The sequence below is a fragment of the Myxococcus vastator genome, from assembly GCF_010894475.1.
Lineage (GTDB): Bacteria > Myxococcota > Myxococcia > Myxococcales > Myxococcaceae > Myxococcus > Myxococcus vastator.
Genome location: NZ_JAAIYB010000007.1, coordinates 10,962 through 23,668 on the forward strand (window position 1 = coordinate 10,962; position 12,707 = coordinate 23,668).

Below are 12,707 nucleotides of genomic sequence, written 5' to 3' on the forward strand. Positions count from 1 at the left end.
GCGGGGGGGATTGAGGCTATGCTGTCGCATCATGATCTGCCAAGTCTGTGCCCGGCTCCGCGACGTGGCCTCGGGTGCCATGTGTCAGGAGTGCGGTTCCCCTCTCGAGCCCGCCACCGCGCCGCAGCTCGACGCGCTCGTGAGGGAGACCCTGCGGCGGCACATCGAAGGCTGGCAGGCCAGCGCCGTCATTGATGGCGTCACCGCGGCCCGGCTCGCCGAGTCCCTGGCGCCTGCCGCGAACGACCTTCACGTCGGGACGCCGGCCGACCTCCCAACGCCGGTGGCCGTTCCTCTCGTGGACGCGGCGACGCGCGCGGAGGCCTGGGCCGACAGCGTCGCGAGCTCGCTTCGAAACGCGGGAGGCTCGCGGCTGTGGGGCTGGGGCGCGGCGCTCGCGAGCTCGCTGGACGAAGCCGCGAAGGAGGAGCGGGCGCGGAAGGAGCGCAAGCGCCGCGGGCACCCGCATGACCCGGAGGCGGGGGCGGATGACCTGGGGGCCGCGCTGGACTCCGGGCAGACGTTCTTCACCCGGGATTCGTCGAGCCCACTCGGCGGAGGGCTCGAGGCCGTCGTGGCGCTCGATGCCCAGCCGGACAGCGCGCCCCGGTTCCAGGAGTTCATCTGGTGGTTCCTCGGCGCGATGCTCGTGCTGGGCGGCTCGCTCATGGGCGTGCGCGAGGCCTGGCACGCGCTCGGAGGGGTTCCGCGCCAGCTCCTCGTCACGGGCGCCCTGTGGGGCTATCACGCGGGCTTCATCGGGTTGGGGGTGTTCCTGTCCCGGCGCTCCATGCCCGTCGGCCGGGTCCTCGCGGGCATCGGCCTCGCGTTGCTTCCCGTCTCCTTCATCGCGCTGTCATCGCTGTTCGCGCTGTCACCCGGGTTCGGCTCCGCGGTGGCGCTCGGTGTCGCCGCGCTGGGCCTGGTGCCGCTGCGGTCGGCGGGACGGCTGCTGCATGGCACGCCGGTGACGGCCCTGGCGGTGGCGCTCCTGCCCTCGCTGCTCGCCGGGCTGCCGCTGATGGTGCTGGACGACGCGCCCTGGCTGCGCGCGCTGTGTGCTTGCATGGGCGTGGTGGCACTGGGGGCCACGGCCTGGCGCGCACGCGGGCCGACTTCGGGAAACACGGCGCTCGTCGGCGCGAGCGCCGCGCTCTATGGCGCGCTGTGGCTCGCCGTCTTCGGCGTGGCGAGCGCGCCGTCGGGCTTCGACGCCTTGGAGCCGGGCAGCGCCCTGTTCGCGGGCTTCACGCTGTGGGCGCAGGCGCTGGCCACCGTCATCGCCGTGGCCGCGACCACCGACGCCGCGCGCGAGGCCCACCCACGCGTGAGCCCGGTGCTGGAGGTGGTCGCCTTCGCGGTGCTCGCCAGCGGCGCGCTCGCGGGGGCGCTGGGCGCGTTCGCCGTCCAGCCGGGAGGGGACTTCCAGGTCGACTTCGCCTCGGCGCTCGCGCCGCTCCTGGCGGCGGGGGTCTTCTTCCTGCTGGAGCCCCGGCGGCGGGCCCTGGTCCACCTCCTGGTGATGTCGACGCTGCTCGCCGGAGCCCTGTTCGCGCGCACACTGGCGCCCGCGGACCCGGGCTGGTGGGTGTTCGGCGGCACGGTGGCGGCCTCGGGCTTGATGCTCCTGGCGCGCTGGAGCGCCTTTCCCGGGCTGCGCATCCGCCTGCTCGCCTGGACCGTCCTCGGCGCGCTGGTGGCGATGCCTCTGGTGACCCAGGTGGGCTGCTCCGACTCGCCGTGGGCCCGGGTGATGACGGGGCTCGTCATCGCCGGGGCCGCGCACGTCGCTGGCGGCTGGCGCTGGCGGGGCCTGCACTACCTGGGCGGCGTGGGCCTCCTCTTCGGTGCGCTGGCCTGCGCCCAGGGGACTCCGGGCCTGGAGGGGAACTGGGGCCGCCTGGCCGTCTTCGCGCTCGTGAGCGGGCTCTACGGTGCCGTGGGACTCGTCCAGGCCGCCTGGGCCCGGCGGGGCTCGCGGCAAGACGGACTGCTGCCCCTGGATGACCTGTCCCTCGGCCTGGCCGCGGCGGGAGTCCTGCTGGCTGTGGACGCCGCCCCGGTGGCTCCGGACGTGCTGGTGTCTGCCTTGGGGCTGCCTGGCGGCGTGCTCGCCGCGCTGCCCACGGCCGTCATCACGGCCTGGCTGCTGCTGCGTGTCCGGCGGGACGGAAGCCGGCTCGTCGGGTTCCTGGCGGCCTCGGGATTCGCGCTCGCGGTGTCCCAGGTGGCGGGCACCGTCTCCGACTTCGCGTCCGCCCGAGCCGCCCTCGTCGCCGCGTCCCTGGCGCTCGGCTTCGCGGCCTTCGCGGCGCTTCGCGGACGCACGCCCGTCCCCGCTGACGCGGCGGGCGACGCTCCCAGCCCCTGGAGCAGGCGGGTGTTCGACCTCTTCCGGCTCCCGTTCGGGGCACGAGGGCTGCCGCTCTTCACGGATGGCTTCGCCACGGTGGCGCTGGTGCAGGTCTTCGTCGCCACGCTCACGCTGGCTGCGTGGATGTCCAGGCCCACGGACGCCGAGCGCGCCACGTGCCTGCTCGCGGCCGGTCTGCTCCTCCTGGTCGCGCTCGTGGCCTTCGTGTCGCGCGGCTTCGAGGCTTGGCACCTGCGCGGCTCGGTGGTGACGCTCGCGTCGCTGGGCTTGCTCATCGCGCTCACCGCCCTGGTCAACCGCGCGGGCCGACCGTCGCCGCCGGACGTCGCCGCCCTGCGGACCTCGCTCATCGGCGTCGCGCTCTGGGGCGTCGCGCTGGCGACACGGCGCTTCGGTCCTTGGGTCGCCAGGTTCCTGGAGAAGCCTCGTCACGGCACGCTCTACCACTGGGTTCCCCATCTGGGCGTGGCGGTGCTGGCCTGTGTGCTCCTGAAAGGCGCGCTCCTCGTCGGCCTGCCCCGTCCGTCCCGTGCGCTGGCCCTCATTCCGCCCCTGATGTTGCTGGGGCCCGCGATGCTGATGTTGCTGCTCTCGGTGTCCGCGCGCTCGGTGCGGCTCGCGAGCGTGGGGCTTTGGCTCGGCCTGCCTGGCGCGGCGCTCTGGGCCGCGAGGCAGTCGCTGCTCGGGCCCAGGCTCACGCCCGCGGGGTCGTCCGAAGGCATGTGGGTGCGCATCGGCGCCGAGTCTCTGCACTGGCTCGACAAGGCCGCGTGGCTCGCGCCAGGAGACACGGTGTTCCTGCTGTGGCAGCGGGCTTTCGCGGGCATCGCCGCCGCGGGGCTCGTCTACGCCGTGGCCTCGCTCCGGGGGCTGCCCGAGCCCTTCCAGCGCCTCTTGCGGCGCCACGTGGTCATCAGCGTGGGCGCGGTCTTCCTCGCGGCCCTCTTCCAGCCCGGGCTCACGGCGGCGGGCCTGGTCTGCATCACCGGCCTGGTGCTGTTCCTCGGTGGGGCCAGGGCGCAGGGACGCGGTGTGCTTGGCGCGAGCATCCTCCTGCTGGTCCACGCGCTGGCGCACCGCGTGGACATCTTCGAGGTGTGGCCCGGCCCGGTGCTCGCGCTGGTGGGGCTGGCGGTGGTGACGCTGGGGCCCTGGCTGGTCCGGCGCCGGGGGCTGCCCGAGAGCGCCGCGCGCGTGCGCATTCACCAGGCCATGGCCATCTACCTGCTGGCCGCGCTCGTGTACGCGCTGGCGACGAATGGCACGACGTCGTCGATACTCGCCGCGCTCAACCTCCTGGGGGAGATGCTGCTGAGCCTGGGCGGGAGCTGGATGACCTTCCCCGCGCTGCCCGTGACGCTGGCGCTCGTCGCCGCGTCGGTGCTCGTGGCGGCGTTCCAGTGGAAGGGCACGCTCGCCTCGCTCGTCGCGACGCTGGGGGCCTGGGTGGTGGGCGGCACTTTTGTCGCCTCGCTCATGGCCGTCCTCTCGATTCGCGCGGGCCGCGTCGGTCCGACGCTGCCTTATGGCCAGCTCTTCATCGTCCATGGCGCGGCCCTGTCCCTGGCCGCCTCGGTGGGCGTGCTGGCCCTCCATGCCGCCCAGGAGTGGGTGCGGAGGCGCCGGCCGGACGTCGCGGGCGGCCTGGCGTGGGGACGTGACACCGGGCTCGTGGTGAGTGGGCTGATGCTCGCGGCCCTGGCGGTGGGGGGCTCCGCCTCCGACAGCGCCCTCCCGCTGGCCGCCGCCTCCATCGGCACGCTGGTGTTGGTGGCGCTGCACTGCGCCTGGAGCCAGCACACCGGCCGGCACGTCTACTTCGTGCAGACCGCGGTGGTCGGGGTCTACGCCCTGGTGCGCAATCTGTATGCACCGGGCCTGCGCGCCGAGCACGACGCGCTCTTCGCGCTGGCCCTGGGCTTCATCCTGGTGGGCGTGACGGTGCTGGCCCGGCGGGCAGGCGTGCAGCCCGTGGAGGCGGCGACCCGGCGCTTCGCGGCGCTGCTGCCCATCGGGATGGCGCTGGTGCTGCCAGGCGAGGCGACGCAAGAGGCGGCGCTGCTCGCGGGTGGCTCCGGCCTCCTGTACGCGACGCTGGGGGCGGTGGAGCGCAGCCGGCTGTTCGGTGCGTTCGCCGCGGCGGCGTGCAACTTCGCGCTGCTCATCTCCGCGCTGGCGTTTGGGTTGGAGGGCCTGGAAATCTACCTGGCGCCCATGGGGTTGCTGTTGTTGATGCTGGGCCAGCTCTTCGCGGAGAGCCTGCCGCACGCCGCGCGCAACACGGTGCGCATCCTCGGGGGCATGTTGCTGTATGTGCCCGCGGCCGCGCGCATGGCGGTCCAGGTGGGTCAGTCTCCCGACGGCATGTATGCGCTCGTCTTTGGCGGGGTGTGCCTGCTCGGCGTCGTGGCGGGCATGGTGTTCCAGATTCGCGCCTACCTGGCGTTGGGGGCCCTGTTCCTCACGCTGGACGTCGCGGCCACGCTGCTCGACGCCGGGCTGAGGGACCACCGCATCGGCTTCGTGGTGATGACGCTTGCCGGACTCACGCTCATTGGCGGTCGTGTCCTGACGACGTTGAAGCGCCAGGAGTGGGCGCTGCTCGTGCATCGGGTCCGCGTCCAGCTTCGCGGCTGGGATTGAGCGCCCGCGCTCCCGCTCGCACGCTCTCCGCTCCCAAGAATCAAGAAGGCTGAGGCGTGCTGAGACGACGCTCTCAGCCTTTGTGTCCAGGGTGGGTGTCACCTGGCGTTCGTCGCGGCGCTACCTGGAGCAAAGGCTGTCCAATGGCACACGCGCCGGAGGGGCGGAATGCGTGTGTATAAAGCCGGGGCGGGCCTTCGTGCGTTCATTGTCTTGGCGGTCATCCGGTGTGGTTGTCTTCATGCCGGGCCACCAACCCCCAAGTCCAAGTGGAATGGAGCAAGACAATGAAGACCCGTCGAGTGACCCCCCTGTGGCGATGGCTGAGCGCGGCGCTGGCGTTCGGAATGATGGGGGCGTGTGGTCCTGAGTTGGAGCAGGAGTCCCTTGTCTCCGAAGAGGTGCCGGTGGACGCCGAGGCGGGAGCGGACGCCGTGTCCGCGATGGCGGGAGACCGGTACGCCGACGCCGTGGTCCAGCGCGGTGTCATCGCCGTGCTCAACCCGAACAACGCCGTGGGCGCGCCAGATGGGAACGCCGCCACCTTCCTGGGCCTCCTGGGAGGCTCCCTGTTGCTGGACATGGGCCTGGGCGAAGAGGGCACGGGGCCGCTGCGCATCTACTATCAGGGACTCTCGCTGGCGGTGATTGCCCAGGTGGAGTTCCTGCGCGCGGACATGAGCATCATCAGCACGGGGCAGGCGAACTTGCTGGACCTGGGGTTGGGGACGCACTCCACGCTGGTGCCTTTCAGCAGCGCCACGCCGTACCGCTACGTGCGGCTGCGGGGCGGGCTGGCCTCGCTGTACGGCTTGGACGCCGTGGAGGACACGGGCGGCGGCGCGGGCGCCACCTGCGGCGATGGCCGGGTGGGCACCTCGGAGCAGTGTGACGACGGCAACCGGGTGCCGGGGGATGGCTGTAGCAGCGCCTGTCACGTGGAGCCGGGCTACACCTGTCAGGGCACGCAGCCCAGCGTCTGCCATGACGTCAATGAGTGCATGAACGGCACCGCGCAGTGCTCGGTGAATGCGTTCTGCACGAACACGCCGGGGAGCTACACCTGCACCTGCCGACCGGGCTACTGGGGCAACGGCTGGACGTGCAATGACATTGATGAGTGCTCGAACGGGACTGCCGCGTGCAACCCCAGTCAGGTGTGTGTCAATACGCCAGGTGGCTTTGACTGCGTGGGGGGCTCCTGCCCGGCTCCCGGGGTGCAGTGTGGCGCGCAGTGCGTGGATGTGTCGTCGGACGAGCACAACTGCGGCGCTTGCGGCGTGGACTGTCCGGCGGCGAAGACCTGCTCGTCGGGGGTCTGCGTCCTGGGGTAGCCTGAGCCTCCGCTTCCCCGAACCGGGGGCCGCCTCCCTTTCAATACAAGAAAGGGAGGCGGGAGCGCCGCTGTCGTGGCGCGGCGCGCACCGGCTTCAATCGAGGCCGGCCGCTACCGCCTGATGCGCAGCGTGACGGAGGTGAATACCTCGACGCGCTTCCCATCTGACTGGACGAAGTGGCTGGTGTAGTCCACCGGTTGGATGAAGATGCCGCTCGCTTCGTGCTCGTTGTTGGATTTGGCGCTGAACCGCGCCAACTGCAGCGTCCCCAGGCAGATGCCCGTGCAGCCCACGGCCCTGGAGGCGCGGTAGACGAACACGGTGCCGCCCTCAATCTGGTTCGAGTTGGTGACGCGCGGCTTGGGCACGGTGATGAACAGCCGCTGCTCGGTGCCAGGGACCTCCCAGACCGCGCCCAGCGGGAGGTCGCTGGTGCTGTCTGCGTTGGCGCCCACGGGGCGGAGGGTGACGTCGATGGAGCCTCCGTTGTCGATGGCCGAGTTGATCTTGACGAGCTCCTCCTTCTTCGTCCAACCCAGCCAGTGGAGCTGCGGGAGGTTGTAGTTGTCCGACGCATTGCTGCCCATGTACGTGCTCGAGTCGCCGTAGGGGACTTGCTTGCCGGTCGTCGGGTCGCGCCGGTTGCCGTGCCCGAGTCCGAGGACATGCCCCGCCTCGTGGGCGTAGTCCCGGAACAGGTTGCCCTTCAGGAAGATGCGGCGCCCACCAGCGTTCGACGTGGAGCACATCCCGCTGGGCAGCGCGTAGACAGTCATGAACGCGTTGGATTGGGACTTCTGGATGGCCTGCTGTTTGGCCTTCCCGCAGTTGCTGCTCGTCACCTGTACGGTCTGCGAACCGGTGATCTCCAGGCTCACCTGGTTGCGAGACGCGGTGGCGTAGTAGTCGCTCAGGTTGCGGACGTTGTTTCGGATGGCGGTCAACGAAGGCGTCGTCCTGCCAGCCAGGGTCATCCGGACGACCCTGACGGTGAGCTTCTTGTTGATAGCGCCCAATCTGCTGTTGAAGTTCTGGACGCACGTCGGCTCATCGTCGGCGCAGGTGTAGCGGTACGGCGACGGGGGCGCCACGACGTCCTCGACCTGGAACGCGCGCACGTTGTCGTTCGCGCTGGTGCCGCTGGCGAACGTCGTCTCACAGAGGCTCGAGTCCGTCTCGACGGTGACCGAGTCGCCGCTGCAGCTCGTGCCCGCATGCAGCGTCACGCTCTTGCCGAGCGGCACGTCCACGTAGGACGCGCCGGTGGTCTCCGCGAGCGTGTAGCAGCCGTTGGCCTCGGCCTCCTGAATCACCTGGGCGTCACCGTTGCAACTGTCGCGCACGCGGACGAGCGGCGTGCGCGGGGCGAGGAGCTGCGCCCGCAGCGTGGACCAATTGGCCGCCGTGCAGTTTTCGGACTGCACCTCATCAAGGAAGAAGCCGTCCTCGAGCTCCGGGTGCTCGTAGGTCTGGCACGTCTCCCACAGCTCGCTCCAGTGCGCCCAGTCGCAGGTCCCCGTGTTGGCATAGGTCTCGACGCACGAGAGCGCCGCCTCGAGCTCCGGGGAGACGACCGCCTGGCGTGAGACAGCGACGGATGCCGCGCTGCCCGCGCCAGCGGACTGCGCGGGGGCCGGCGGCTGCTGCTCCTCCTCCGCGCCCTGGCATCCGGACACCAGTGTTCCGCACAACATCACAACTGCCATTGAGAGCTTTTGCATACGCCCCATCGCGCAGCCCGTGGCCGCGTGCTGTTCGTTTCGAAGGGTTTACCTGAATTTCATGAAAAATTGGACTTTGCGTGTGGTGTTTTCCGCGCATCGTGCGGATGGTCCCGGTTTGTGAGAATCCACGGTAGGGAGGGGCCTCTGCGGAGTCCTGTCTGTCGTAGGCTCTGCGTTGATGCCAAGCATGCCCACCACGCTCGAGCCTGGACTCTACGAAACACTCCTCAGTCTGGCCCTGCACGACCAGCTCGAGGCTTCGCGGCGCGAGGGCTGGTGGCTTGACGTACAGAAGTGCGACGCGGCCATGCTTCCCGAGGTGCTCGCCCGTCACGTCTACGTGATGGCACGCCGCGCGCTGGCCTCGGTGCCCGCGGACGAGGCCCAGGCCGAGAAGCAGGTTCGTCTCGCCAATGACCTCATCTCGTTGTTGAGCAAGGCGGGGAATGACGACACCGTGCTCATGACGGACCGGGTGCACGAGGAGGCTCACCTGCTGCGCGAGGCGCAGCGGGGCGGGAGCGCCCTCACGGCGCGGAGTCCAACGCTCCGGCCGCACCTCTCCCTCTCGGAGAGCGGGCTGCTGGTGAATGGCCGGCGCGACTACCAGGTGGGGCCCGAGCTCGCGCGGGAAATCGAGAGCGCCGACCGCATCGACCTCCTGTGCGCCTTCGTCCGCTTCGCGGGCCTGCGCCTGGTTCGCAAGCAGCTCGAGGACTTCGTGCGCCGCGGTGGCCGGCTGCGAGTCATCACCAGCGTGTACACGGGCTCCACAGAGCGGCGCGCGCTCGATGACCTGGTGAAGCTGGGCGCAGACGTGAAGGTCTCTTTCGAGACCGACCAGACACGCCTCCACGCCAAGGCCTGGCTCTTCCACCGCAAGACGGGCCTGCACACCGCCTACATCGGTTCATCCAACCTGACGCACAGCGCGCTGGTGGACGGCCTGGAGTGGAACGTGCGGGTGAGTCAGGCGGACAACGCCGGCATCCTCGAACGGGTTGGCGCGACGTTCGAGCAGTACTGGAGCGAGCCGGAGTTCGTCTCGTATGACCCCGAGCGTGATGGCGAGCGGCTCTCCACGGCCCTCGCCCGGGAGCGGGGCGGCTCCGGGGCGTCCTCGCTCGAGCGCCTCGTGGCGCTCAACATCGAGTTCGAACCCAAGCCCCACCAGCGGCAGATGCTCGAAGCGCTGGAGGCGGAGCGCCAGCACGGGCACCGGAAGAACCTCGTCGTCGCCGCGACGGGCACCGGGAAGACCTGGGTGGCTGCCTTTGACTACCGGCGGCTGCGCGCCCAAGGGCATGAGCGGCTCCTGTTCGTCGCGCACCGGGATGAAATCCTCCTGCAGAGCCAGCAGGTCTTCCAGTTGGTGCTGCGGGACGCCGCGTTCGGCGAGCGGCTCGTCGCGGGCGAGCGCCCGGTCCACGGAGGTCACCATGTCTTCGCCTCCGTGCAGTCCCTCCAGCGGCAGCTCGAGACGCTGGCACCGGACGCATATGATGTCGTGGTGGTGGACGAGTTCCACCATGCCGAGGCGCCCACGTACCGCAAGCTGCTGGAGCGCTTGACGCCGCGCATCCTGCTCGGCCTCACCGCGACTCCGGACCGGGGAGACGGTCAGTCCGTGCTGGGCTGGTTTGACGGCCGCATCGCCTGCGACGTCCGCCTCTGGCAGGCCCTTGAGCAGGGGCTGCTCTGCCCCTTCCAGTACTTCGGCGTGCACGACGGCACCGACCTCTCCTCGGTGACGTTCAAACGGGGCATGTACGCGAGGGGCGAGCTCGATGCCCTGTACACCGGCGATGACCTCCGGGCCCGGCGCATTCTTCAGGCCGTGGAAGAATACGTCCACGTCCCGCGGGCCATGCGCGCCCTGGGATTCTGCGTCGGCGTCACGCACGCGGAGGTCATGGCCCACCACTTCAACGCCGCGGGACTCAAGGCCGCGGCCCTGCATTCCGGCTCGCCGGACGGAGAGCGCAGAGAGGCCGTGGCGCGGCTGCGGCGCGGCGAGCTCCAGGCCCTCTTCACCGTGGACCTCTTCAACGAGGGCGTGGACATCCCGGAGGTCGACACGCTCCTCCTGCTCCGGCCCACGGAGAGCGCCACCATCTTCCTCCAGCAGCTGGGCCGCGGGCTGCGCTGGTCCCATGGCTCGGGCAAGAGCGTCCTCACGGTGCTCGACTTCATCGGTCAGGCACACAAGCGCTACCGCTTCGACGTGCGCTACCGGGCCATCGTCGGCGGGACGCGGCGGCAGTTGGAGGCCGAGCTGGAGCACGACTTCCCACGCCTGCCGCCTGGCTGTGCCATCCGCTTGGACAGGATTGCCCGCGAGCATGTCTTGCAGAACGTCAAGGCGGCGGTCTCCCAGGCGCGGCGCATGCTGGTCGAGGAGCTCAAGTCGCTGCCTCCCGAGACGCGCCTCCAGGCCTTCCTGGAAGCCACCGGTTATGAGCTGGAGGAGGTTTACGGCAGGCCCTCGGAGCGCAGCGCCTTCACGGCGCTGCGCCGCGACGCCGGCCATGAGCAACGCCCCGCGGGGCCGCACGAGGCCACGCTCTCCAAGGCCCTGGCGCGCATGCTTCATGTGGGAGACGAAGAGCGGCTGAGGCAGTGGCGTGCCTGGGTGACCTTGCCGGCACCTCCGCCCCCGGCGCCGCCCGGCAGCCGGGAGCAGCGCCTCCAATGGATGCTCTTTGCCGCCCTGGGCTTCCGGAGCCGCGCGGTGGCGGAGTGGCCGCAAGCGATGTCCGAGCTGTGGTCCTGCGCGGCCGTGCGCGAGGAGCTGCTGGAGTTGCTGGAGCTGCTCGAGGACCGGAGCCGCAGGGTGCACACGCCGCTGGACCCCGTCGGGGCCGCGCCCCTCGCGTGCCATGCGACCTATGGCCTCTACGAGATCATCGCCGCCTACGGGATGCTGGGGACGAAGGGGAGCCTGCGGGAAGTGCGAGAGGGCGTCCTGTGGGTGGACGCACACAAGACGGACCTGCTCTTCGTCACCCTCGACAAGTCGGACGCGGACTTCAAGCCCACCACCCGCTACGCGGACTATGCCGTGTCGCCCAGCCTGTTCCATTGGGAGTCGCAGAACGCCACGTCGTCCGCTTCGCCCACGGGCCGGCGGTACGTGGAGCACGTCCAGCGAGGCACGCGCGTCATCCTCTTCGTGCGCGAGCGGAGGAAGGACGACCGTGGCGAGTCGATGCCCTACCTGTGTCTGGGACAGGTCCGCTACGTGAGCCACGAAGCCGAGCGGCCCATGCGCATCCTCTGGACGCTGGAGCGGCCCATGCCGGCGGACTTCTTCCAGGCCACGAAGGTGGCCGCCGGATAGGCCGCGCAGGTGCGGGCGCCGGGTGAAGCAACCGGCCGCTCAGCGCTTCTTCGCGGCCTCGTCAATCACCTCTTGCTTGGAGAGGGGCTTGAGCGAGCCGTCCGGCAGCCCCTGGAAGTAGTCGAACGCGTGAATGGTGCCCTTGACCAGGTACTCGAGGTCTCGCGCCGAGTTCACCATCGCGCGCTCACGGAACGTGTACGCGGGCTTCTCGGGGTCCACGCCGACCAGGGGCATGATGGCGCGCTCCTCGGCGGTGGGCTTCCAGAGCGGCTGCGGACGTGGCTCGGAGCGCAGCACGGCGGTCTCGTCGAAGCCGGGCCTGGTGCTCGTCCGGAGGTCCCGCTGGATGTCGAACTGGTCGAGCACCACGCCGCTCTTGGGGTCCTTCGCGGGGTTGGTGACGATGAGGTCCTTGCCGTAGAGCGGGTTGTCGACCCGGGGCCCCGTGGCCTTGCCGTCCACGCCCACCGGCGGACCGCTGAAGGACGTATACGGCGTCTTCGCCTTGACGGACTTCTCGCCATCGACGTGGTCGGAGGCGCTGATGGTGGGGCTGTCGCCCGCGGGCTGGAGCTTGCCCTGCTTGTCGATGGCGGACTTCGGGGTCCCATACCCCGGCTGGACGGCGTCGAACGCGAAGTTCTCACGGCGCGACAGCGGAACATCCAGCTTGATACGAGGCATGGACGCGTTGTTGCCGCCATCGCGACGGTCCATGGCGTCCATGATGTCGCTCATCAGGTCCAGGCTGTTGTTCCGCGCCCGTGTCTCGCTGGCAATCTGGGACGGGCTCGGGGCCTTGGTGGAGTGATGGGCGACCTGCTGCAACACCCGGGTCGGTGCCCCGTGGCCCCCGGAGCGGGACGCTCCTCGCGCGCCCTGCTTCAACAACGTCGTCGTCGCCTTCGTGATGGTACCCATGATGTAGACCCCCCCAGGTCTGGAGCATGAGGTGTGTTCCTTCATGCTTTTGTAGGAATTGTCCTTCATCAGCGCGTGGAGTTGCGTGGGGGAGGGCGATTCTGGCGCGGGCGCAGCGGTGCCCCGTTCGAGGCCTCCGTCACGCGCGGGCATGCGCTGAATGCGAAGCGTCGAAGGCTTCGCCCACCAAGAACCGCTGCGCGGCGCGCCCGGACGCAGGCCACCCGGCACGCCGCGTGGCGACAGCGCACAAGGCACCGCCGCTGCTGCGCAACGCCTCGCTCGCGCTCATCGAAGCCGCGCGCAAAGGGTAGGGGCAGGCCCCGAGTCCATCCCGTACAGGACGGCGCCTCCGTGGGTTTGCG

At 70.2% G+C, this 12,707-nt stretch carries 5 protein-coding genes; 3 read left to right on the forward strand and 2 right to left on the reverse strand.

Annotated elements, in window-relative coordinates:
• Positions 1-31 precede the first annotated feature (31 nt).
• Positions 32-5,017: a hypothetical protein gene (locus tag G4D87_RS01505; RefSeq protein WP_163777626.1), complete on the forward strand. Its 4,986-nt coding sequence runs from the start codon at positions 32-34 to the stop codon at positions 5,015-5,017.
• A 287-nt stretch (positions 5,018-5,304) separates the two neighbouring features.
• Positions 5,305-6,351, forward strand: coding sequence for an EGF domain-containing protein (locus tag G4D87_RS01510; RefSeq protein ID WP_205507371.1), 1,047 nt, complete (start codon positions 5,305-5,307; stop codon positions 6,349-6,351).
• 113 nt (positions 6,352-6,464) lie between these two features.
• Here G4D87_RS01510 and G4D87_RS01515 read toward each other — a convergent pair whose 3' ends face one another.
• Positions 6,465-8,060: a hypothetical protein gene (locus tag G4D87_RS01515; RefSeq protein WP_240357932.1), complete on the reverse strand. Its 1,596-nt coding sequence runs from the start codon at positions 8,058-8,060 to the stop codon at positions 6,465-6,467.
• A 205-nt stretch (positions 8,061-8,265) separates the two neighbouring features.
• On the opposite strand from G4D87_RS01515, the gene G4D87_RS01520 reads away from it, so the two are divergent.
• Positions 8,266-11,418, forward strand: coding sequence for a DEAD/DEAH box helicase (locus G4D87_RS01520; RefSeq protein WP_163777629.1), 3,153 nt, complete (start codon positions 8,266-8,268; stop codon positions 11,416-11,418).
• Between the two features lie 39 nt (positions 11,419-11,457).
• Here the strand turns inward: G4D87_RS01520 and G4D87_RS01525 are convergent, their stop codons facing one another.
• Positions 11,458-12,342 carry a hypothetical protein gene (locus G4D87_RS01525; RefSeq protein WP_163777633.1) on the reverse strand — a complete coding sequence of 295 codons (885 nt, stop codon included), beginning with the start codon at positions 12,340-12,342 and terminating at the stop codon, positions 11,458-11,460.
• Between the last annotated feature and the right edge of the window lie 365 nt (positions 12,343-12,707).

Excerpts from the sequence above, each read along its gene's own strand:
- G4D87_RS01505 (WP_163777626.1), top strand. The coding sequence starts at position 32 with ATGATCTGCCAAGTCTGTGCCCGGCTCCGCGACGTGGCCTCGGGTGCC.
- G4D87_RS01510 (WP_205507371.1), top strand. The coding sequence starts at position 5,305 with ATGAAGACCCGTCGAGTGACCCCCCTGTGGCGATGGCTGAGCGCGGCG.
- G4D87_RS01515 (WP_240357932.1), bottom strand. The coding sequence starts at position 8,060 with ATGGCAGTTGTGATGTTGTGCGGAACACTGGTGTCCGGATGCCAGGGC.
- G4D87_RS01520 (WP_163777629.1), top strand. The coding sequence starts at position 8,266 with ATGCCCACCACGCTCGAGCCTGGACTCTACGAAACACTCCTCAGTCTG.
- G4D87_RS01525 (WP_163777633.1), bottom strand. The coding sequence starts at position 12,342 with ATGGGTACCATCACGAAGGCGACGACGACGTTGTTGAAGCAGGGCGCG.